This window comes from Streptomyces sp. NBC_00667 (assembly GCF_036226825.1).
In the GTDB taxonomy this organism is placed as follows: domain Bacteria; phylum Actinomycetota; class Actinomycetes; order Streptomycetales; family Streptomycetaceae; genus Streptomyces.
Genome location: NZ_CP109022.1, coordinates 682341 through 704718 on the forward strand (window position 1 = coordinate 682341; position 22378 = coordinate 704718).

Annotated in this window: 20 protein-coding genes; 13 read left to right on the plus strand and 7 right to left on the minus strand. The window is 72.9% G+C overall.

Annotated features, from left to right (window positions below):
- Positions 1–209: 209 nt before the first annotated feature.
- The 8 genes from OHA81_RS03330 (at position 210) to OHA81_RS03365 (ending at position 9158) form a co-directional block, all read left to right on the plus strand.
- Positions 210–809 (plus strand): NADPH-dependent FMN reductase, encoded by a 600-nt coding sequence (locus OHA81_RS03330; RefSeq protein WP_329192568.1) that lies wholly within the window; start codon positions 210–212, stop codon positions 807–809.
- Complete coding sequence (gene epsC / locus OHA81_RS03335) at positions 809–1420, plus strand: serine O-acetyltransferase EpsC (protein WP_329192570.1); 612 nt, start codon at positions 809–811, stop codon at positions 1418–1420. The genes OHA81_RS03330 and epsC overlap by 1 nt, the downstream gene beginning before the upstream one ends.
- Positions 1421–1548: 128 nt before the next feature.
- Positions 1549–2568: a PLP-dependent cysteine synthase family protein gene (locus OHA81_RS03340; protein ID WP_329192572.1), complete on the plus strand. Its 1020-nt coding sequence runs from the start codon at positions 1549–1551 to the stop codon at positions 2566–2568.
- 38 nt (positions 2569–2606) lie between these two features.
- A complete protein-coding gene (locus OHA81_RS03345; protein WP_329192574.1) occupies positions 2607–3983 on the plus strand; it encodes an MFS transporter in 1377 nt (458 codons plus the stop codon).
- Positions 3980–5299, plus strand: a complete 1320-nt coding sequence (locus OHA81_RS03350) for an ATP-grasp domain-containing protein (protein ID WP_329192576.1) — start codon at positions 3980–3982, stop codon at positions 5297–5299. Before OHA81_RS03345 ends, OHA81_RS03350 begins: the two co-directional genes overlap by 4 nt.
- Complete coding sequence (locus OHA81_RS03355; RefSeq protein ID WP_329192578.1) at positions 5296–6612, plus strand: ATP-grasp domain-containing protein; 1317 nt, start codon at positions 5296–5298, stop codon at positions 6610–6612. Before OHA81_RS03350 ends, OHA81_RS03355 begins: the two co-directional genes overlap by 4 nt.
- On the plus strand, positions 6609–7862 hold the full coding sequence (locus OHA81_RS03360; protein ID WP_329192579.1) for an ATP-binding protein: 1254 nt from the start codon (positions 6609–6611) through the stop codon (positions 7860–7862). Before OHA81_RS03355 ends, OHA81_RS03360 begins: the two co-directional genes overlap by 4 nt.
- A gap of 78 nt (positions 7863–7940) precedes the next feature.
- Positions 7941–9158, plus strand: a complete 1218-nt coding sequence (locus tag OHA81_RS03365; protein WP_329192582.1) for a phospholipase D-like domain-containing protein — start codon at positions 7941–7943, stop codon at positions 9156–9158.
- Positions 9159–9195: 37 nt separating this feature from the next.
- Here the strand turns inward: OHA81_RS03365 and OHA81_RS03370 are convergent, their stop codons facing one another.
- On the minus strand, positions 9196–9423 hold the full coding sequence (locus tag OHA81_RS03370; protein ID WP_329192584.1) for a hypothetical protein: 228 nt from the start codon (positions 9421–9423) through the stop codon (positions 9196–9198).
- Positions 9424–9527: 104 nt separating this feature from the next.
- Positions 9528–11021 carry a cellulose binding domain-containing protein gene (locus tag OHA81_RS03375; protein ID WP_329192585.1) on the minus strand — a complete coding sequence of 498 codons (1494 nt, stop codon included), beginning with the start codon at positions 11019–11021 and terminating at the stop codon, positions 9528–9530.
- A 225-nt stretch (positions 11022–11246) separates the two neighbouring features.
- Here OHA81_RS03375 and OHA81_RS03380 point away from each other — a divergent pair, with 225 nt between their 5' ends.
- Together OHA81_RS03380 and OHA81_RS03385 are read left to right on the plus strand one after the other, a co-directional pair.
- Positions 11247–11672, plus strand: a complete 426-nt coding sequence (locus tag OHA81_RS03380; protein ID WP_329192586.1) for a VOC family protein — start codon at positions 11247–11249, stop codon at positions 11670–11672.
- A 97-nt stretch (positions 11673–11769) separates the two neighbouring features.
- Positions 11770–12264: a hypothetical protein gene (locus OHA81_RS03385; RefSeq protein ID WP_329192587.1), complete on the plus strand. Its 495-nt coding sequence runs from the start codon at positions 11770–11772 to the stop codon at positions 12262–12264.
- Here the strand turns inward: OHA81_RS03385 and OHA81_RS03390 are convergent.
- The 3 genes from OHA81_RS03390 to OHA81_RS03400 form a co-directional block, all read right to left on the minus strand.
- A complete protein-coding gene (locus OHA81_RS03390) occupies positions 12258–13274 on the minus strand; it encodes a cation diffusion facilitator family transporter (protein WP_329192588.1) in 1017 nt (338 codons plus the stop codon). The genes OHA81_RS03385 and OHA81_RS03390 overlap by 7 nt on opposite strands.
- A complete protein-coding gene (locus OHA81_RS03395) occupies positions 13271–13762 on the minus strand; it encodes a hemerythrin domain-containing protein (RefSeq protein ID WP_329192590.1) in 492 nt (163 codons plus the stop codon). The genes OHA81_RS03390 and OHA81_RS03395 overlap by 4 nt, the downstream gene beginning before the upstream one ends.
- 105 nt (positions 13763–13867) lie before the next feature.
- Positions 13868–14278, minus strand: a complete 411-nt coding sequence (locus OHA81_RS03400; RefSeq protein WP_329192592.1) for a Fur family transcriptional regulator — start codon at positions 14276–14278, stop codon at positions 13868–13870.
- A 392-nt stretch (positions 14279–14670) separates the two neighbouring features.
- Between OHA81_RS03400 and katG the strand changes: the two genes are divergently transcribed.
- The 3 genes from katG (at position 14671) to OHA81_RS03415 (ending at position 19752) form a co-directional block, all read left to right on the plus strand.
- Positions 14671–16902, plus strand: coding sequence for a catalase/peroxidase HPI (gene katG / locus OHA81_RS03405; protein ID WP_329192596.1), 2232 nt, complete (start codon positions 14671–14673; stop codon positions 16900–16902).
- A gap of 216 nt (positions 16903–17118) precedes the next feature.
- On the plus strand, positions 17119–18546 hold the full coding sequence (locus OHA81_RS03410; RefSeq protein ID WP_329192598.1) for a hypothetical protein: 1428 nt from the start codon (positions 17119–17121) through the stop codon (positions 18544–18546).
- Between the two features lie 273 nt (positions 18547–18819).
- A complete protein-coding gene (locus OHA81_RS03415; RefSeq protein ID WP_329192600.1) occupies positions 18820–19752 on the plus strand; it encodes a hypothetical protein in 933 nt (310 codons plus the stop codon).
- A gap of 101 nt (positions 19753–19853) precedes the next feature.
- On the opposite strand, the gene OHA81_RS03420 is transcribed toward OHA81_RS03415, so the two are convergent.
- Entirely contained in the window at positions 19854–21110 is a 1257-nt protein-coding gene (locus OHA81_RS03420) for an MFS transporter (RefSeq protein WP_329192601.1), read from the minus strand.
- Positions 21107–22252: a PLP-dependent cysteine synthase family protein gene (locus OHA81_RS03425; RefSeq protein ID WP_329192603.1), complete on the minus strand. Its 1146-nt coding sequence runs from the start codon at positions 22250–22252 to the stop codon at positions 21107–21109. Before OHA81_RS03425 ends, OHA81_RS03420 begins: the two co-directional genes overlap by 4 nt.
- Positions 22253–22378 lie beyond the last annotated feature (126 nt).

Below are 22378 nucleotides of genomic sequence, written 5' to 3' on the forward strand. Positions count from 1 at the left end.
CGCGAGTCCCGGTCAAGGCTGCCAACAGCACGGGCTGGGACCGTGACGAAGACGACGCGGGCCGGAGCCACCACCCGGGCCGGGCGGCACGTGTGTGCCCCCGGCCGACAGTGCTCTCCCGTCCGCGCGTCGGCCTCACCGCCGGGGCCGCGACAAGAGGGGTCCGGGAACCGCAGGCGGAAGTCCCGGGCCGAGGAGAGGGGTTCACCGTGGCGAAGATCGTCCTGATATCCGGCAGTACGCGCCGGGACTCGCTGAACAACGCCGTGCTGGCGACCGTGCGCCACATCCTGGGCGAGCTGCCCGGTGACCACGAGACCGTGCTGCTCCCCGTTGCCGGCCTGCCGTTCTACGAGGCCGGCCTGGAGCTCGCCGACGGGTCGGCGGCCGTGCGCGCGGCCAAGGAACTGGTCGCCGGCGCGGACGCGTTGTTCATCAGCACCCCCTCCTACAACGGCGAGATGCCCGGCGCGCTCAAGAACGCCCTGGACTGGCTGTCCCGGCCGGGCGGCCAAAGCCCGCTGACCGGCAAGGTGACGGCCGTGGCCAGCGCCTCCCCCGGGGCGCGCGGCGGGATCGACGCCCAGCCCGGCCTGGTCGGCGTACTCGGCCGGTGCGGCGCACTGGTCGTCGGACACGAGCCGGTCGCCATCGGCGGCGTCACCGTGCCGGACGGCACGGACGGCCGTTACACCGATCCGGAGGTCGTGGCGCGGCTGGAGAGCCTGACCCGCGCCCTCGTCGCCGAGCTCAGCCCCCTCGGCGCCGAGCTCGGCCCCCTCGGTGAGCCCGCCGGGGTGCTCGTCTGATGGCGGACGACCGGCCCGGCCTCCTGCGGATCATGAAGGAAGACCTGGACGTGGTGCTCGCCCGGGACCCGTCCATGCGCAACCGCCGCGAAGCCCTGCTGCACGCGGCACTGCCCGCCCTGTGGGCGCACCGCGTCGCACACCGGCTGCACCTGCGCGGGCTGCGGTTCATCGCGCGGGCCATCGCCTGGTACGCCCGCCGGGGCACCGCCGTGGAGATCCATCCCGGTGCGGTGCTCGGCCGGCGGGTGTTCATCGACCACGGCGCGGCCGTCGTGATCGGCGAGACCGCGGTGGTCGGGGACGACGTGACCATCTACCACCAGGTCACGCTGGGAGCGGTGGGCTGGTGGAGCGACAACAACCGGGCCGCGGGGGAACGCCGCCATCCGGTGGTCGGCCACGACGTCGTGCTCGGTACGAACGCGACCGTGCTGGGCCCCGTCACCATCGGTGAGCACGCCGTCATCGGGGCCCAGGCCCTGGTGAACAAGGACGTGCCGCCGGGCGCCCGGGTGCTCGCCGCCACCGCCGTGATCAAGGCCGTCGGCCAGGCTCCGCAGCCCATGGAGGACCTGTACGCCGTCACCGCCTCGGCCGGCTCCTGGTAGTACCGCCCCCTCCCGTCCCGCGGCGCCGGCCCCCGGCGGATTCCCCCCGCGAGGACCACGCCGGCGTGCGCCGCACCGTACGACCGACCGACACACCGCCCCACCGAACGACTTGTGAGGAACCAGACGTGGAAAGCCGCCAGAAGCGCGACATCGCCGACAGCATCGAGGACTTGGTCGGCTCGACCCCCCTGATCCGCCTGCGCTTCGACGACACCGCCCCGGGCACCGAGGTGCTGGCGAAGCTGGAATCGGCCAACCCGATGTCCAGCAGCAAGGACCGCGCCGCCCTGTACATGCTGCGGGCGGCGGAACTCCGGGGCGACCTCAAGGCCGGAAGTGGCACCGTCATCGAGGCGACGTCCGGCAACACGGGCATCTCGCTGGCCGCGTTCTGTGCCGCCCGCGGCTACCGCTGCGTGATCGTGCTGCCCGACAGCGCCACCGCCGAGCGGGTCTCCCTGCTCAAGGCGCTGGGCGCGGAGGTGGTGCAGACCCCGCGCGAGAGCGGATACCCCGGTGCGATCGCCAAGGCCGAGGAGTTGCACGCGGCGACGCCGGGCTCCTGGTTCCCGTGCCAGCACGAGAACCCCGACAACGTGCGGGCCCACTACGAGACGACCGGCCCGGAGATCTGGACCGACACGGCCGGGCGGATCGACGTACTGGTCTGCGGTGTGGGCACCGGCGGCACCCTCAGCGGCATCGCGAAGTACTTGAAGGAGCAGAACCCGGAGGTACGCGTCGTCGCGGTCGAACCGGAGAACTCGCCGGTCCTGTCCCAGGGCGTCGGCGGGCTGCACCGCATCCCCGGTCTCAACGGCGGCTTCGTCGCCCCCACCACCGCCGTCGACCTGATCGACAGCGTGGTGACGGTCTCCGACGAAGACGCCATGCTCGCCGCCCGCGCCCTCGCCCGCCGCCAGGGGATCTTCGCCGGGGTCTCCTCCGGCGCCGTCGCCCACGCCTGCGCCCGGCTGGCCGGGCACCCGGACTACATCGGCGCCACGATCGTCACGGTCCTCCCCGACACGGGCGAGCGCTACCTCAGCATGTTGAACGAGGACGAAGCGCCCGCCGCCCCCGCCGTCGAACAGCCCGTCACCCGGCCCGCGGGGCAGCCCGCCGCGCTGACCGCCAAGCCCTGAGCCCACCGCCGTCGCGCCGTCCGAGAGGGAGCCGGAGCATGAACTTCCGCGCGTTGCACCCGAACATCAAACTGAGGCTGGGCGTGGGATTCGTCCAGCGGCTGCTCGGCATCATGCTGATGCCGCTGATGGTCATCCACCTGGCCGCCCTGTACGGGGCTGCCGCGGCGGGCGTGCTCACCCTGGTCGTGGCGGCCGCGGGCATCGCCAGCAACTTCCTCGGCGGCCACCTGGCCGACGTCTACGGCCGCAAACCGCTGATGGTGGCGGGCGAGGTCGGGGCGGCCCTCACCTTCGGGCTGCTGGCCCTGGCCAACTCGCCCTGGTGGCAGTCGGGAGCGGTGACCTTCGTCCTCTTCCTGCTCAACACCTGTCTCGCGAGCGCGGCCACCCCGGCCGCCGAAGCGATGATGATCGACGTCTCCACCCCCGAGAACCGGAACTTCGTCTACACCGTCAACTACTGGTCGATCAACCTGGCGTTCACCGCCGGCGCCCTGATCGGCGGTTTCTTCTACGGCGAGCACTTCACGCTGCTGCTGACCGCCGCGGCCGGACTCTCCGCGGCAACCGCCCTGGTCACCTGGTGGTGGATCGCCGAGAGCGCCCCGGAATCCGCCAAGGACCAGGCGGCCGGCATCCCCGCCATGCTCCGCGGCTACCTCGCGGTCTCCCGGGACCGGGTGTTCCTGCGGCTCCTGGCCGCGGCGACGTTCAGCCGGGCCATCGAGGTGCAGATCGGCTACTACATCGCCGTCCGGCTCGCGGACGACTTCCCCGAGCAGGCGCTGGCCGGACTGGACCGCTGGTTCCCGGCGGTGGACGGCGTCGCGATGCTCGGCATCCTGCGGGCCGTCAACACCGCCCTGATCGTCGTGTTCGCGCTCTTCGCCGGCAGCATGTTCCGCCGGCTGCCCGACCGCGTCCGGCTCTACGCGGGCCTCACGGTCTTCACCGCCGGGTACATGGTCCTCGCCGTCAGCAACAGCGGCTGGGTCCTGATCGCGGCCGCGGTACTGCTGACGGTCGGCGAGATCGCGAACGTGCCGGTCAAGCAGGCGCTGCTCGCCGACCTGGTGGATCCGGCCGCCCGCACCAAGTACCTGGCCGCCTACGGTCTCAACGCCCGCATCGGCCTGCTCATCGGCTCGCTGTGCGTGACCGTCGGGGCCTTCCTCTCGCCGGTCGGCATGAGCCTGCTGTACGCGGCCTTCGGCCTCGGCGCCATCCTCGTCTACCGGTCCCTGCTGCCGCTGCGCGATGCGCGCCAGGCCGCGGCGGAACGGGCCGCCGCGGAGCACGGTGAGGCGGCCGCGGAGCCGGAGCCCGTCGAGGCGCCCTCGGACCAGAACACCGCCGCCGCGCAGCCGGCCCGGCCGGTCGTCGCGTCGGCCCGGAACGGAGCAACGTCATGACCCACTCCCCCACCGCCGGCCGCCTGCTGATGGTGATGCCGTACGAACAGCTCGTCCGCAAGGCCGTCGAGGCCGGATTCCGGGTCTGGTCCATCTGGGACCCCGCGCTCCGCCCGGCCGCCTACCTCGACAAGGTCGCGGCCCACTCCGAGGCACTGGCCCTGGTCGACTTCGAGGACGAGGCCGCGCTGCGCACGCTCGTGGCCCGGATGGCCGTGGAGAACGGCATCCAGCACGTCCTGCACCTGGGCAGCGAGTCCAGCATGGCCCCGGTGGTCGCCGAAGCCGAGGCGCTCGGTCTGTCGCCCAACCGCGCGGAGTCCGTCAGGCTGCTCAACGACAAGAACGCGATGCGCCGTCTGCTCAACCGCAACGGCGTCTCCGTGGTCCGCGCCCGGGAAGCCGCCGCGCTCGGCGAAGTGGAGCCGTTGCTGGCGGAGTTCGGCCTGCCTGCCGTGGTCAAACCCGCCAACTCGGCGGGCAGTCGCGGGATCGCCCTCGTCCGCACCGCCGCGGACCTCGCGGAGTGGACCGAGCGGGTCAAGTCGGCCGGCATCGAAGGCCCGTACATCGTCGAGGACTTCCTGGAGGGCCCGGAGTTCAGCGTCGAGACCCTGACCGTCGGGGGCAGGCACGAGGTCGTCGGCATCACGGCCAAGCAGACCAGCGGTCCGCCCGGGTTCGTGGAGACCGGGCACGTCCACCCTGCCCCGCTCCCCGACGTCGACGCGCAGGCGATCCGGTCCACCGTCACCGCACTGCTCGACCTGGCCGGCTACGCGTTCGGTCCGGCGCACACCGAGGTCATCCTCACTTCGGCCGGCCCGCGCATCGTGGAGTCGCAGGCCCGGCTGGGCGGTGACCGGATCCCGCTGCTCGTGGAGGTCGCCACCGGCCTCGACATGGAAGCGGCGATCTTCCGGGCCCTGGCCGGCGAGGACGTCAGGACGCCCGCCCCGCGGCGGTACGCCGGCGTCGGCTTCTTCCGGCTGCCCGCCGGGCGCCTGGAGTCCGTCGAGGGCCTGGCGGAGCTCGGCGCCGAGGAGCACGTGCACGCCCTGCACTTCCCGTACGGGCCGGGCGACGTCCTGCCGCGCACCACCGACTCCGGTACCCGGCACGGCTACGCCGTCGTCGACGCCCCGAGCCCCGCCGAAGCCGCCGAGCGGATCGACGCTGCGTTCGCAGCGCTGCGCACCACGGTGACACCCGGCACACACGACACGTCCAGCACGCAGAGCACGCCCATCACGTCCAGCACGCCCGGCAACGTCGGCACTCCCAGCACCCCCAGCAAGAAGGAAGCCTTGTCATGAGCGCGAGAACCGTGACCGCAGCCGCCCCACCGGCCACACCAGTTACCGAGCGGACGATGCTCCTCGTCGGTGGGACCGACCAGCACCTCGAACGCGCGAAGGCCCTGGGCGTCCGCGTGGTGCTGCTCCAGCACCCGGACAAGATCAACGCCTTCCAGACCGGGCTGGCCGACGTGCTGCTGATGGTCGACTACACCGCGTGGGACACCGTACGGCCGCTGGCCGAGGCGGCCCGCGAGGTCTGGGGGTTCGACACGATCGTCTCCCTCACCGAGGGCGGTCTCGACATGGCGGCGCGGCTGAACGACCACTTCGGCTTCCCGGGCACCCGGCCGGAAGTGAGCCGCAGGATGCGCAACAAGTACCTGATGCGCCAACACCTGGCGGAACACGGCAAGTTGTCGATCCACTGGGGCCGGGTCACCGACCGCGAGTCGCTGGAGGCTTTCGCCCTGAAGGCGGGCTTCCCGTTCATCGTCAAGCCGACGGACGCGACCGCCAGCTTCGGTCTGATCCGGGTCGGCGGCGCCGCCGACCTGGAAGCGGCGTGGGAGCGGATCGAGGAGCTGCGCGGCCGGCGCACCGACCGCGGATCGACGCTGTTCACGGTGCGCGAGTTCCTGATGGAGTCCTACCTCGACGGCCCCGAGTTCAGCGTGGAGGGGTTCAGCTTCGGCGGCCGCCACGTGGTGGTCGCCGTGACCGAGAAGCTCGTCGACGACACGCACTTCGCGGAGCTGGGCCACGCCCTGCCCGCCCGGCTCGTACCGCAGGCGTACGAGCAGGTCACCACCGCGGTCGCGGACTTCCTCGACACCATGGGCGTGACCGACGGGCCGAGCCACACCGAGTTGCGCCTGACCTCGCGCGGGCCCGTCGTCATCGAGTCCCACAACCGGGTCGGCGGCGGCCACATCAACGAGCTGGTCGAGGCCGCGTACGGGATCGACCTCCTGCGGTACGGCGTCGCCTGGCCGCTGGGCCTGGTCGAGGAACTGCCCGAACCCCCGATCGCCCGCGCCGGCGCCTGCACGCGCTTCGTCCTCCGGGACCCAGGCACGGTCACGGCCGTCTCCGGCGTGGAGGAGGTCGCGGCGCGTCCGGACGTGCTGGCCGTGGAGGTCTCCGTGAGCCCCGGCGACGAGGTCCGGCCGCTGCGGGACAACTGGGACCGGCTCGGCTTCGCCGCGGTGACGGCGGCCGACACCGACGCGGCGATAGCCCTCTGCGAGCGGCTGACCGAGGAGATCCGCATCGACGTGACCCCTGCGCACGCTCCCGCCGCCGACCGCGGACTGGGGGTTGCGGCGTGAGCGCGCTCGTACTGCACCGGTTCCCGCTGGAGCCCTTCCCGTACGACCGGTGGCTGGCGGGGCTCGACGGCGGCGTGGTGATGATCGCCGCCCGGGACAAGATCGTGGCGGGCCGCGAGCCGGTCCCGGACGGGCCCGGCGGATACCGCCACCTCGAACTCATCGACACGTTCGACGACGAGGACCTCGTCGACCGGCTCGCCCGTGACCTGATCCAGGAATACGGGGTGACCCACGTCATCGCGCACCACGAGGCGGACCTGATCCGGGCCGCCGCCCTGCGGGAGAAGTTCGGCCTGCCCGGCCAGCTGCCCGAGGAGGTGCTGCCCTTCCGGGACAAGGTCCTGATGAAGCGGAAACTGGCGGCGGCGGGCATCGCCGTCGCCCCGCACACCCTGCCCCGGACGGCGGACGAGGCGCGTGCGTTCGCGGCGGAGCACGGACTGCCGCTGGTGTTCAAGGCGCGCGACGGCTTCGGCTCCGTGGGCCTGCGGACCGTGCGGAGCGTGGAGGAGCTGGAGCAGCACCTGTCCGAGGCCTTCGCCCCGGGCGCCGGTCCCCGCGAGGACCTGCTGCTGGAGGCGTACGTCCCGGGCCGGATGTGCCACGTGGACGGGGTGGTGGCGGGCGGCCGTACGGTCATGGCCTGGCCCTCGCAGTACCAGTACGAGCTGTCGTCCTTCCAGGCCGACAGCGGCGCCCGGGTGGACCTCACGCTGGACCCGTCGGACCCGCTGTCGCCGAGGCTGCTGGAGCTGGCGCAGGCGGCGCTCGCGGCGCTGGGCGGCCCGGCCGACTTCGCCTTCCACGCAGAGGTGTTCCACACGCCCGACGACCGGCTGGTGGTCTGCGAGGTCGCGGCCCGGCCGGCGGGCGCGCGCATCCGCGAGGTGCTGACCGCCGTCTTCGGGGTGCACCCGGTGGAGCTGGCGTCGCGCGCGCACACGGGACTGCGGCTGCCGGCCCTGGAGCGCCTCCCGGAGGGCGGCCGGCTGGAGCCGCTCCGGATGGCGGGTCAGGTCCTGATGATGAAGCGCCCGGGAACGGTGCGCGGCATCCCGGCCACGCCGGAGGAGCCGTGGGTGGAGTTCTACGGGGTGTTCGCGGAGCCCGGCGAGGTGCTCGCCGAAGCCGCGTTGTCCTCGGACTTCCTGGCCGCGGCGGTCCTGTCGGCGCCGACGCGGGAGGAGTGCGAGAAGCGGCTGCGGGAGCTGGGAGCCCGCTTCGAGGCGGAGATCGTGATCGACTGACCGCACGGGCGGTGACCCCCTGCGCAGAACTGTTCGATAGGGTCCGAGGTCGCACGGGACCGATCGAGGAGTGCTTGTATGACCAGCGGAGTGCCATCGGCCACCTGCGAACCGGCCGAAGAGCCGGCAGCCCCCGGAGCGGACGAACGGATCGTCCGGATCCGCAGGCGCCTGGAACGGCTCATAGGCATCGCCGCGACCGAGGGCAACAGTCTGCGTCCGCTGCGCAACGGAGACGAGATCTTCGCGGCGATGCTGTCCTCGATCGAGGAGGCCCGCCACACGGTGGACATGATGACCTTCGTCTACTGGCGCGGGGACATCGCCCGCCGGTTCGCCGCGGCACTGGCCGCCCGGGCCCGTGCCGGTCTGCGGGTCCGTCTCCTCCTGGACGGGTTCGGGAGCCGTCTCATAGAGCCCGAGCTCCTGGAGGAGATGGACGCCGCGGGGGTGCAGGTGGCCTGGTTCCGCAAGCCCCTCTACCTCTCCCCGCTCAAGCAGAACCACCGCTGTCACCGCAAGGTGCTGGTGGTGGACGAACAGACCGCGTTCACCGGCGGCGTCGGCATCGCGCAGGAGTGGTGCGGCGACGCCCGCAATCCCGGGGAGTGGCGTGACACGCACGTCGAGGTGCGCGGTCCGGCCGTCGACGGCATCGCCGCGGCGTTCGCCCAGAACTGGGCGGAGTGCCATGCGGAGCTCTTCGACGACCGGGACCGCTTCGTCGGGCACGAACCGTCGGGCGATGCGATCGTGCAGGTCGTACGCGGGTCGGCGAGCTTCGGCTGGCAGGACATGCAGACCCTGATCCGCGTCATCCTGGAGTCGGCCGAGGAGCGGGTGCGTCTGGCCACGGCCTACTTCGCGCCCGACACGTACTTCGTCGACCTGCTGTGCGCGACGGCGCGTCGCGGCGTGGAGGTCCAGATCCTGCTGCCCGGCCCCCACACGGACAAGCGGGTGTGCCGGCTGGCGGGCCAGCGTCACTACGAAGCGCTGACCGCCAGCGGTGTGAGGATCTTCGAATACCAGCCGACCATGATGCACGCCAAGATCATCACCATGGACGGGGTCGTCTCACTGATCGGCTCCACCAACTTCAACCGGCGCTCCCTGGACCACGACGAAGAGGTGATGCTCGCCGTCATGGACCGGAGCTTCACCGCCGTTCTCGACGGGCACTACGACACCGACCTCAAGGCCAGTGACCCCATCCGCCCCGGCAGATGGAAGGACCGCTCCCTCGCGCAGCGCGCACGCGAGGCCGCGGTCCTGCCCATCCGCCGTTATCTGTGACCCTTGGGGCGCGCCGTGGGCGCCGGACGGGAACCGGTCAAGGCCGGTCGGAGTCGCCGGACTGCGCGTGCCTGCGGGAGCTGCGCTGCGCGCCGGGGCTCGGGGAGAGCGCGTCGGCCGCCTCTCCCGGCTCGCCCTCCGCGGTCTGGTCCTGGGTGCCGCGCTGGGCGCGTTCGGCTTCCCGTCGTGCTGCCTCGTCACCCGCCTCACCCGGGGCGTGGGACGGGGTGGTGCGCGGCGGCTCGCTGCGTTCGCGGTCGGTCATCGTCGAGTCCTTTCCTCTCCACCGGCCGGCGAGCACGCCGGCGGTCACAGCCCCGCCTACCCGGTCGCCGAGGTCCCAAGCAGGCCGAACGGGCGGCCGCCGGGTCAGCGGAGTGCGGCGAGGGCCTTGGTGAAGGCCAGCGGTTCCTGGACGACGGAGGAGCAGGTCGGGTCGGCGTGGTCCTTGGCGCCGCCGGCGCACTGCCTGTCCCGGGCGGCGGACCACATCGCGAGCCGGCCGATGCCCTTGGAGCGGGCGAAGGACGCCAGCTGGGCGGCGTCCTCGACCGTGAAGACCTCGGCGGCCACGTCGTTGACCCCGATCATCGGCGTCACGGCCACCGTCTTCCACGCCGCGGCGTCGGAGAGACCGAGAACCGACTTGATCTGCGCCTGCGTCGCGGTCGCGGCCTGGATGGCGTACCCGCCCATGTCCGCCGCGTAGGCGGGCCCGTAGTCCATGGCCATGATGTTGACGGCGGCGATCGCCACCCCGTTGTGCCGGGCGTCGGCGAGCAGGTCGAGGCCGGCCTGGGTGAGGCCCTCCGGCATCACCGGGAGGGTGAAGGAGACGTCGAGTCCGGGGTGGCTCTTCTGGAGCCGGGCGATGGCCTGCGCCCTGCGGGTGTTCGCCGCGGCGTTGGGCAGGGCACCGCCCTCGATGTCGAAGTCGACCTTGGTCAGTCCGTAGGTGTCGATGACCTTGCCGTAGGCGGCGGCGAGGGCGGGGGCGGAGTCGCAGGCCAGAGCCAGCTCGGAGCCGGCGGCGCCGCCGAACGATACGCGCACGTCACCGCCCTTGGCCCGCAGCGCGGAGATCTGGGAGGCGACCCGGTCGGCGTCCAGGGCGGTGGTCCCGCCCCAGAGCGGTGTGCAGCCGCCGCCCGAGGTGACGAAGGCGAGGTTGAACTCCTTGACGCCGGTCTTCGCGACGGTGTCGAGGAGGTCGTGGGCCGGGTAGAGCGAGGTGTCCACGTACGGCGCGAATCCGGCGGAGGTCGTGCCCCCGCCGCCCGGGGTGCCGGTGGGGGCGGGCTCGGAGGTGGCCGTCGCGGTGGGTGCGGCCGTGGGCCGGGAGGTGGGCCCGGTGGACGGGGCCGCCGTCGGGGCGGAGGTGGGGCGGGTGGTCGGCCGCCCGCTGGGCGAGGGGGTGGATCCGGTGCTCGGGGAGCACTTCTCCTTGTTGACGAGGCAGCCCGTGGGGTTGCCGGCGCCGCCGGTCGCGGAGGTGACGAACCCGACGGTGAGGGAGGCGCCGGGGGCGAGCCCCGCGCTGTCCCAGCGGGGCGGCTTGACCGTCACGTGGCGCCCGCTGACGGTCTGTTCGCCGTTCCAGAGGGAGGAGAGGGCCGTGCCGGCGGGCAGGTCGAATTCGAGGGTCCAGTCCCTCAGCGGGGTGCCGGTCCGGTTGGTGATCACGTACTGCCCGGTGTAACCGGTGGTCCAGCTGCTCGATTTGGTGAACGCCGCGCTGACGGAGGCCGCTTGGGCGGTGCCCGTCAGGGCGACGGCGCCGCCGCCGACGGCCGCCGCGACGGCCAGGGCCGCTGCCGCCTTCGCCTTGGGACCCGTGGTGCGGCGGTGGGAATTGCCAGCCATGGAGGACCTGCTTCTGCGTGTGGGATGAGGGATCGACCAGCACGCTAGCGACCACGAAACGGACAAATGTGCGGTTTGGCTCTCCGGCCGGAGACCTTGAGGCGGGCTTAAGGAAGCGATCGGAGCCGTTTAACCCACCTGTGCACAACCCGGTTCCCCTCCTGCGACGAACCACGGTCCGGTGAGGGGCCGCAGTCGTCGGTGCCGGCTGCGAGGATCACCCGCATGACGCCTGCGCTCCCGCCCGACGACCGGCCGACGCACGGTGCGCTGCACCACGTCGAGATCTGGGTGCCCGACCTCGCCCGCGCGGTCGCCACGTTCGGCTGGCTGCTCAAGGCGCTGGGGTACACGCCGTACCAGGACTGGAGCGGGGGACGGAGCTGGCGGCTCGGCCCGGTGTACCTCGTCTTCGAACAGTCCCCGGCCCTCACCGCCGGCCACCACGACCGTCGCCGCCCCGGGCTGAACCACCTGGCGTTCCACGTCGAGGACGCCGCCGCGGTGGAGGCGTTGGCCGCGCGGGCGCAGCGGCACGGCTGGCGGCTGCTGTTCGGCGACCGGCACCCGCACGCCGGGGGCGCGGGTCACTACGCGGCCTACCTGGAGAACGAGGACGGCTTCGAGGTCGAGCTCGTCGCACTGCCCTGACCTGCGGTCCCGCCCGCCTCGGATGCGGGGTCCGCTCGTATGGGGGAAGCTGGCAGGGCGGCGTCCCCAGTGGGAGACGGACGGGCGAGGAGGTCTCGTGGACGGATCAGGAGACGGCCGGCGCACCCGCGCGCCCCGGGCCGGAGTACGGACGGCCGGTGTGCTGTGCGCCATCGCGGCCCTCGTGGCGGCAGCCGTTCCGGCGTCGGCGCGCACCGGCCCCGAAGCGGCCCCCGACCGCACGGCCCCCGCCGATCCGGTAGTGGTCGTCGACTGCTTCGCCAAGGGCCAGGTGCGTCCTGACGAGTACCTGCTGGCCTGCGGCGACGGCAACAACCGCCTCGTGCGGCTGCGCTGGGAGACCTGGGGGCCGAAGACCGCCACGGCCACCGGTACCGACATGGTCAACGACTGCCGCCCCTACTGCGCGGCGGGCCGCTTCCGCCCCTACCCCGTGACGGTGACCCTGAGCAAGCCGCAGCCGTGGCCCGAACGCCCCGGCACGCAGCGCTTCACCACCATCCGGCTCCTCTACACCGACACCGCACCGGCCCCCGTCTCGAAGGACGTGACGATCAAGCTCGTCTACTGAGCCGGTCCCCGTACGCCGGCCCGGCGGGAGGCCGCGGCGTCCGTCACGTCGAGGAACACCTGGTCCAGCTCGGGCCAGCGTTCCTTGAGGCCGGTGCGGATGCGCACCATCGCGTCCTCGACGGTCTCGCTGTCGTACCCGGCCGTCAGGTCGATGCTCGCGGCGAGGAGCGCCGAATCGGGCCCGAGCCGCATGGTCAGCAGCGAGGTCACCGAGTCGATCTCCGGCTGGCGTTCGAGGTCCGCGCGGATTTCGTCCTGCAGCCCCGGGTCGACCGCCTCGCCGATCAGCTGCGTACGGGCCTGCTTGCCGAGGACGTAGGCGACGTACACGAGCAGGACGCCGATGAGTATGGAGGCGCCCGCCTCGTACGCCACCTCGCCCGTCGCCATGTGCAGCGCCATCCCCGCCATGGCCAGGACGACGCCCAGGCAGGCCGTGCTGTCCTCCGCCAGGACCGTGCGCAGGGCGGGGTCGCGCCCGGCGCGCACCTCCGCCACCAGGCCGTGGCCGGCTTCCCGCGCCGCGCGGCGTACCTGGAGGACGGCCCGCAGGAGGGAGGCGCTCTCGGCCAGGAGCGCCACGAAGAGCACGATCAGGCCGATCACGTACCCGCTGTGCGATTCACCGCCGCCCGCGCGCAAGGCCTCGACGCCCTGGAAGACCGAGAAGCAGCCACCCGTGACGAAGATGCCGACGGCGGCGAGCAGCGACCAGAAGAAGCGTTCCTTGCCGTAGCCGAACGGGTGCCGCCTGTCGGCGGGGCGCCTGCTGCGCTTGACCGACGCCAGCAGGAACACCTCGTTGATGGAATCGGCCACGGAGTGCGCCGCCTCCGAGAGCAGGGCGGGTGAGCCGGCGATGACTCCGCCGATCGCCTTGGCCACGCAGATGGCGAGGTTCGCCGCGAGGGCCACCCACACCGTGAGCCGTGTCTCGCCGTCCTGGCCGGCGGACCCCTCCGCCGGGCGCCCGGTCCCCGTCGTCTGCGCCGCCCCCCGTGCGCTCATCCCCGTACCACGGCGCGGACGTTCTCGACGCTGCCGCAGTCGGAGTCCAACAGCCGCTCGCGCTCGCGCAGGAACGCCGCCCCCAGCTCGGCGCGCCGGTCATCGGGCACGCTCTCCCTGGCACCGTTGAGGATCGTCCGCTCCTCCTCGTCGATGTGGTGCGTCACCGCCTTGGCCAGTTCCTCCAGGCGCTCGTCCCACTCGTCCGAGCCGACTTCGCCGACTTCCAGCAGCGCCAGCAGGGCCTCGTTCCCCTCGTCGTGCTCCTCGGAGCCGTGGTCCACTTCCTCGTCGTCCACTCCCTTGAACCGCTTGAGAGCGCCGTAGACCTCCGCCTCCTCGGCCTCGCCGTGCGCGATGAGCAGCGCGGCGAACTCGCGCAGCGCCGCCGCGCGGTCGGCTTCGACGCTCCGCATCCGACGGAAGAGGTCCTCCATGCGCCGGTGGTCCTCGAGGATCACCGCGACGACGTCCTGTTCCACTGCCATGGTCCACTCCTGCTCGCTACGTGCGGCCCCGCCCGGGCGGCGGAACCCGCCGGGCGGCCCGCTCGCGCGCCCGGTCCCTTTCGGGGGTGCTCGCTGCGGCGGGATTCAAACGCAGGAGGGGCACAGTCCTCGGTAGGTGACCTCGACGCCGGAGAGGGTGAAGCCGAAGCGCTCGTCGGAGGGGAGGTGGGCCAGTGGGTCGCCGGACGGGTGGACGTCGCGGATGAGGCCGCATCCGGAGCAGACCAGGTGCTGGTGCGGCCGACGGGCGTTGGGGTCGTAGCGCTTGGCGCGGCCGTCGGTGGAGACCTCCACGACCTCGCCGAGCAGGACGAGTTCACCCAGGGCGTTGTAGACGGTGGCCCGGGAGATCTCCGGCAGCAGCCGGACCGCACGGGCGTGCACCTCGTCGGCCGTGAGGTGCACGTGGTCGCCGTCGAGCACCTGCGCAACGACCCGTCGCTGGGCCGTCATTCGCCAGCCGCGCCCCCGTAGCCGCTCCAGCAGGTCACTCATTCCGGCTCACCTCTTTTGGTCCGGTCTTCCGGTCCGGCGGGACCCTCGAAATCCACTCGCGGACGGGTGGAGTCCGATTGGATAGCGGCTTGGTCTGCTTCTTGACTTGGACTGCGTCCATCGTAGGATCGGTTTCGTTGATAGCCAAGGGACACGAAGATTCCACAGCGGCAGGAGACGAAGACGTGAGCGGCCGCCGCCCGGGCACTGCACCGCGACGACGCGCGGATGCCGGCGCCGTCTCCCGCTGCCCGGGACCGTCCGGGACGGTGACCACCTCGGCGTCGAGGCGAGCGACGAGGCCGGGGCCATCTACTGGGGGCGAGTGCCCCGCTTGATCCACCGCATGCAGAACCTGAGCACCACGATCCGCCTGGGCCGGAAGGATTCCCATGTCTGAGAACCACGATGCAATCGTCGTAGACGCCAAAACCGAGGGCGGGGGCGGCTGTCCCGTAGCCCACGAGCGGGCGCCGCACCCCACGCAGGGCGGCGGGAACCGCCAATGGTGGCCGGAGCGGCTCAACTTGAAGATCCTCGCCAAGAACCCCGCCGTGGCCAACCCGCTCGGTGACGGGTTCGACTACGCCGAGGCCTTCAAGTCCCTCGACCTGCCCGCGGTGAAGCAGGACATCGCCGAGGTGCTGACGACCTCGCAGGACTGGTGGCCCGCGGACTTCGGCCACTACGGCCCCTTCATGGTCCGCATGGCGTGGCACAGCGCCGGCACCTACCGCATCAGTGACGGCCGCGGCGGCGCCGGCGCCGGGCAGCAGCGTTTCGCCCCGCTCAACAGCTGGCCGGACAACGGCAACCTCGACAAGGCCCGCCGCCTGTTGTGGCCGGTGAAGAAGAAGTACGGCCAGAGCCTTTCCTGGGCCGACCTCATGATCCTCGCCGGCAACGTCGCGCTCGAGTCCATGGGCTTCGAGACCTTCGGCTTCGGCGGCGGCCGTGCGGACGTCTGGGAGCCCGACGAGGACGTGTACTGGGGTCCGGAGACCACCTGGCTCGGCGACGAGCGCTACACCGGGGACCGGGACCTGGAGAGCCCGCTCGGCGCGGTCCAGATGGGCCTCATCTACGTCAACCCCGAGGGCCCGAACGGGAATCCGGACCCGCTCGCCGCGGCCCGCGACATCCGCGAGACGTTCCGCCGGATGGCGATGAACGACGAGGAGACGGTCGCCCTGATCGCCGGCGGCCACACCTTCGGCAAGACCCACGGCGCCGGCCCGGCGGACCACGTCGGCGCCGACCCGGAAGCCGCCCCGCTGGAGGCGCAGGGCCTGGGCTGGAGCAACAGCTTCGGCACCGGCAAGGGCGGGGACGCCATCACCAGTGGCCTCGAGGGCATCTGGACCAACACCCCGATCACCTGGGACAACAGCTTCTTCGAGATCCTCTTCGGCTACGAGTGGGAGCTCTTCGAGAGCCCTGCGGGGGCGCACCAGTGGCGGCCGAAGGACGGCGCCGGCGCCGGTACCGTCCCCGACGCGCACGACGCGTCGAAGAGCCACGCCCCGACGATGCTGACGACCGACCTCTCGCTCCGCGTCGACCCGGCCTACGAGCAGATCTCCCGGCGTTTCCTGGAGAACCCGGACCAGTTCGCGGACGCGTTCGCCCGCGCGTGGTTCAAGCTGACCCACCGTGACATGGGCCCGGCCGTGCGCTACCTCGGCCCGGAGGTCCCCTCCGAGACGCTGCTGTGGCAGGATCCGCTGCCCGCACTGACGCACGAGGTCGTCGACGCCGCGGACATCGACTCCCTCAAGGAGCAGGTCCTCGCCTCGGGCCTGTCGGTGTCCGAGCTCGTGTCCACCGCGTGGGCTTCGGCCTCGTCCTTCCGCGGCAGCGACAAGCGCGGCGGTGCCAACGGCGCGCGCATCCGCCTCCAGCCGCAGAGCGGGTGGGAGGTCAACGAGCCCGACCAGCTCGCGACGGTGCTGCGCACGCTGACGGGGATCCAGGAGTCCTTCAACTCGGCGCAGGACGGCGGCAAGCGGATCTCCCTCGCGGACCTGATCGTCCTCGCGGGCGCCGCCGGCGTCGAGAAGGCCGCCAAGGACGCCGGCTTCGACGTGCGGGTCCCCTTCACCCCCGGCCGGGTGGACGCCTCGCAGGAGCAGACCGACGTCGAGTCGTTCGCCGCGCTGGAGCCGGTCGCCGACGGGTTCCGCAACTACCTCGGCAAGGGCAACCGGCTTCCGGCCGAGTACCTGCTCATCGACCGCGCGAACCTGCTGAACCTGAGCGCCCCCGAGATGACGGCGCTCGTCGGTGGTCTGCGCGTGCTGGGCGCCAACCACCGGCAGTCGCCGCTCGGCGTGCTCACCACGACGCCCGGGCAGCTGACGAACGACTTCTTCGTCAACCTGCTGGACCTGGGCACGACGTGGACGTCCACGTCCGGGGACGGGAACACCTTCGAGGGCCGCGACGCCGCCACCGGCGAGGTCAAGTGGACGGGCAGCCGTGCCGACCTCGTCTTCGGTTCGAACTCGGAGCTGCGGGCGCTCGCCGAGGTCTACGCGAGCGACGACGCGAAGGAGAAGTTCGTCAAGGACTTCGTCGCCGCCTGGGACAAGGTCATGAACCTGGACCGGTTCGACCTCGTCTGATCCCGCGCGAGTGATCCCGCACGACTGATCCGTCACGTCAGGGCCGGCCCACAACGGGCCGGCCCTGACGCGTACCCGCGGGGGGCCGGCGGCGTCCGCCGGAGCGGTCGGCAGAGGTGGCCGGTTGTCGCCGGTGGGGTGAGAGGGCCTGGCATGATCGGGCCTCACGTTACTCGTAAGTAGCGCAACTCCCCTCACCAGAAGGTCTCCACGTACGTGCGCAAGCTCGCCAGACGATTCCTGCTCCCCGGCCTCGCCACCCTGGCACTCACCGCCACCGGTTGCTCCTCGACCGGGCACACCGCGGCGGCGGACACCGCAAGTCCCGCCACGCTCGCCCCCATTGCCGACGGCACACAACGGCTCGACGTCACACCGACCCCGCAGGACGCCGTCGCGACGGCTGCGGTGACCCGCGCCGAAGGCACCGGGAAGGGCGCGCCGGTGAAGTCGTCCCTGAAGGTCGCCTCCTACGACCCGGCCACCCGACGAGCCGTCATAGCCGCGCCGGTGAAGGGTGCTTCGCCGATACCGAGCCCCTCCCCCGACCGCTCTGCGGGCAGCTCCCCGAGCAGCTCCCCCTCCGCCGACAGGCCCGTCGCCGTCGGTGACGTCATCGCCAGCGCCCCGGCGCCCGGCGCCCCCGACGGGCTCCTGGCGAAGGTCACCGAAGTCGGACGGAAGACCGACCGCGGCACCGAGGTCGCCACGGCCCCCACCACGCTGTCCTCCGCACTGGGCGACGACAAGGCCGACGGCAAGGTCCCCGTCGACCCGGCCTCCGTCACGGTGGTGCCGCTGATGAAGGGCGTCACCCTGTCCTGGGCGAAGGGCCAGGGGGCGCGGTTCGGTCCCCAGGGCGCGAAGCTGCCCCTGGGCAACCTGCGCCTCGACCTCGACGCCCCGATCGACACCGCCCCGGACGCCCCCGTCACGGCCGGCGCTTCGGTCTCCGGCTTCGTCCAGCTCGCCCCCACGGTCGAGTTCGCGTACGACGGAGCGGGCGGCTCCGGCCCGCGCTCCGCGTTCCTCGGCATGAGCGGCGACTGGTCCTCGCAGTGGAGCCTCAAGGGCCACGCCGCCGCGAGCACCGGCGCGCCCAAGCGGATCCCGTTCGCCAAGCTGCACAGCGCTCCGGTCATCCAGGTGGGCCCCGTACCCGTCGTCGTCAACCTCGACCTGACCTGCTACGTGCAGGTGGAGGCCGACGGGCGCGTGACCCTGGACGTGCGACAGGACGTCAAGGGTGACTTCCGGGTCGGCGGCAGCTACGCGACGGGCAAGGGCTGGACCCCGGTCAGTACGTCGAACGTCCACAGCTCCCCGGTGAAGGCAGAGGTCACCGCCGCCGGCCGGGTCAAGAGCGCACTCGGCGCCGAGGCCTCCGTCGGCCTGTACGGGGCCGTCGGCGTCTCCGCGGACTTCGCCCCCTACCTGCGCGGCGAGGCCGACGCCAAGGCATCCGCCTCCACGGACGGCAAGACCGCCGTCAGCGGTGCGTGGGCGCTCTACGGCGGCTTCGACCTGAGCGGGCAGCTGCACCTGCAGCTGTCCCTGTTCGGCACCCCGGTCTTCGAACGCCGCATCCCGCTCGGCAGCCTCAACCGGGAGTGGCCGCTGACCAGCGGCAAGTTCGCCGGCTAGGCCATCTCTTCCGGATCTTGCCGGCGGCGCGGGTCAGGCAAGCTGCGGAAGAGACGGCCCAGGCCGGGCCGTACCGGTCGGCGGTGGGGCGCACGGAACCCCGCGGAACGCAAGCCGGGCGGGGGGCGGCACTCGTTTGCTTGCTCCGCATGGTGGGGTCCCCCGATGTGCTGCATCGTGGCGGCGAGTGGACATCTCCTCACGTCGTGGGGGCCGCACGGCCCCCAGCCGTGCGCGGTCGTCACGCGACGGTCAACCCGGACGGAGCGTTCTATGAGTGACTACCCCCCACCCCGGGCCGGGGACGAGGAACCGGCCTCGGCCCGCGGTTCCGTTGCCCCGCCGCCCCCGCCGACCGGACCGACCACGTCGGGGGAAGCCGGCACCGGCGCCGGTCCCGGTTCCGCTGACACCCCGGCCGGCGCCGTCGGCGACGAAGGCCTGCGCACCCTGTTGCAGACCGCCGTCGCCCACCGGCCCCTGGAAGAGGTCGCGGACCTGGTGACGCTGCTGAGGCGGTCCGGCCAGGTTCCCGACGCCGCGAACGAAGCACTGCGCGCCGCCGCCCTCAGCCGCCCCGTCGAGGACGTCGTCTCCCTCGCGCTGCTCCTGAGCAACGAAGAGGAGCCCGCGCCGCATCCCGACCGAATAGGACGGGACGACGAACCCCCGGCGCCCCGCTCGCGCAAGCGTGTCAAGCGCTCCGGGCAGTCCGCGGCGCCCGGCGGGGGGCTGCGGTGGCCCACCGCCGCGGTCCTGACCGGGTCCGCGCTGCTGTACCTGCCCCGGCACCCGTCCCGCCTGCTGGCCGAGGGCGGCGCGGGGACGTGGCTGCTGCTGGGCATGGTGGCGGTGTGCGTTGCACTCGCCGTCTGCCTGGCGGTGCGTGACCGTACGCGGGTGTGGGCGGCCGCGACCGTGACCGGCCTCGGGATCCTGGCGGTCCACGCCCTGGCGGCCATGACGGGCCTGTCCCTCCTGGGCGGCGCCGTCGGCGGCCTCCTGCCGTGGCCGACGGGCATCGCGGTGGTCGTGGCGGCCCTCGGCGCCGTCCTCGCGGGCATGGCCCTGCTCTACCGGTCCGAGCAGCCGTCGCCGGTCCCCCCGCTCCCCGAACCCGTCCCCTACGAGATGCCCGACCTGCCGGAGGCGATCCTCCCGGAAATGGGTGCGGACGCCGCCGAAGCGGAAACCACGGCCCCCTAGGCTGCGCACGGCCCGGCGCCGCCGCCCCGAGGCCGCGGCGCCGGCCGCCGTTCCCCCGGCGGTGCGGGCGCACAGCCTGCCCCGCCCGAGGCCCCGCACCCTCAGCCCGGGACCGTGGCCGCCTCCGGTTCCGGGGCGAAGCAGGCGGTGCGGCGCAGTGCGGTCAGGGCGGCCGCGCAGGCCGCTCCGACCGCGGCCAGTACCGTCCACGGCAGCCACGGTGCGCCCAGACGGGCCGCGAGGTCGAACAGGGCGCCCACGCCCAGGTTCCCCGCGGCGACGGCGACGCCGGAGGCCGTGCTGTAGGCCCCGTAATACGTGGCGACCAGCCCTTCCCCCGAGAGGCGGACCAGGGTGTCCATCTCGAACGGGTACAGCAGCGCCGCCCCGGCGGCCAGCAGTGCCGCGCACCCGGCCAGGGCGACCGCGCCCGCCCAGCGGCCCACCGGCAGCAGCAGCGGCAGGAAGGCCGCCCCCATGACCGCGAGACCGATGGCGATCGCCTTCGGGGCGTCCAGGCGCTCACGGGCCCAGTCGGTCAGCCGGAGCTGGCCCACGACCGCCACCAGCGCGGAAACGGCGAAGGCGACGCCCATGACGGTGCCGGCGCCGTCGCCGAACAGGGACCGCGCCCGGAGCGGCAGGGCCAAGTACGTCTGGAAGGCCAGCAGGTAGGAGCCGGCCATCGCCGCGGAGAAGAGGACGAAGGGCCGGTTGCGCACTATCGTGGCCCAGTCGGCGGTGATCCCCCGCCAGCCAGGCGTCCGCTGCGGGTCCGGTCCGGGCCGTCGCGCGGGCAGCGACCGGGCCTGTACGACGGCCAGCACGCCGAAGATCGCCGCTGCCGCCGCGCAGACCAGCCGGAAGTCCAGGAGCAGCAGGGCGAGTCCGGCGAGCGGCCCGAGCAGTATCCCGGCCTGGTAGAAGACGTTGAAGCAGGCGAAGGCCTCCACCCGGCGGGCACCGGCCCCGGCCGCGACGTAGGCCCGCACGGCGGGGTTGAACAGCGCTCCGGCGAAACCGGTGGCCGCCGAGGCGGCGACGAGCGCGGGCAGGGTGTCGGCGACGGCCAGCAGCGCGAACGCCCCGGTGCGCAGTGCACAGCCGGCCAGGATCATGGGCTTGTAGCCGATCCGGTCCGCGAGGGTGCCGCCCAGCCAGAACATCCCCTGCTGGGAGAGGTTCCGTACGCCGAGGACCAGGCCGACGGCCCAGGCGGCGAGACCCAGACCGTGCCCGAGGTGGTCGGCGAGGTAGGGCATCAGCATGTAGAAGCCGAGGTTGATGCCGAACTGGTTGACCATCAGCAGGCGCACGCCGGGGTCGAAGGAGCGCATCTGTGCGCGCAGCCGCCTCATCGGACAGCCGCAAGCGCCGTGGCGGTGCGCGGCGCCGGCGCCGGGCGGGTGACGTCGGTGCAGCGGGTCCAGGAGGTGACCACCCGCTCCGCCGGATGTCCGATCTCCTGCGGGGCGTCGGGGAGGGCGTGGCCGAGCAGGCCGTGGCCGTGGCACCAGCCGTCGTCGTAGACGGTGTCGAGGTAGCGGTGGGGGCCGTCGGGGAAGACGGCGGCGATCCGGGTCCCGGCGGGACGGGTGCGCGCCACCCAGCCCGCGACGAGCGCGACCGCCCCCACGCTCCACCCGCCGGTGGCGTACTGGTGGCGGGCCAGTGTGCGGCAGGCGGTGACGGCTTCTTCGGGGGCGACCCAGTGGACCTCCGCGAACGCCTCGTGGGCGACGTTGGCGGGGTGGATGCTGGAGCCGAGGCCGCGCATCAGGCGCTGTCCGGCCGGCTGCCCGAAGATGGCGGAGCCGGTGGAGTCCACGCCGATCAGTTCGAGCGCCGGGGAGGTCTCGCGCAGTGCGGCGGAGATCCCCGCGGAGTGGCCGCCGGTGCCGACCGCGGTGACCAGTACGTCGACGCGGCCCAGCTGGGTGACCAGTTCGGCGGCGAGCCCGGTGTAGGCGGCGGCGTTGTCGGGGTTGTTGTACTGGTCGGGGCACCACGCGCCGGGGTGCCCGTGGAGCAGTTCGGTGACCCTGTCCCGGCGTGCCTGCTGCCAGCCCCCGGCCGTGTGAGCCTCGCTGACGGTGTCGACGTGGACTCGGTACGCGGCCAGGGCCCGGCGGATCGAGGGCTCCAGTCCGGGGTCGGTGACCACGGTCACCGGATGCCCGTACGTGATGCCGGCCAGGGCCAGGCCCAGCGCCAGGGTCCCGCTGGAGGACTCGATGACCGGCGCCCCGTCGGCGAGGTCGCCCCGGGCCCGGGCGCGGGCCACCATGTGCAGGGCCGGACGGTCCTTGATTCCGCCGGGGTTGGCGCCCTCCAGCTTGGCCCAGAATCCGCGGCCGGTGTCCGCGAAGGGCTCGTCGACCCACAGCAGCGGGGTGCGGCCGACGAGATCCGCGGGCCGGCGCGCGGGCAGGGGGGCGGGTGCGTACGGGGCGGGAGGTGTGGGAGGTGCGGGGGTGACGTGCACGGAGGTGGTGGGCATCGGTGTCGCGGCTCCTGGGCCCGGGCGGCGCTGGGGCGCGCGGGCATCGGCGGATCAGGGCGGGGACGCACGGCCGGACGTTCCGCCGGGCCCCGGCGCACGCGGGCGCGGGCGGGCGGGGGCGCG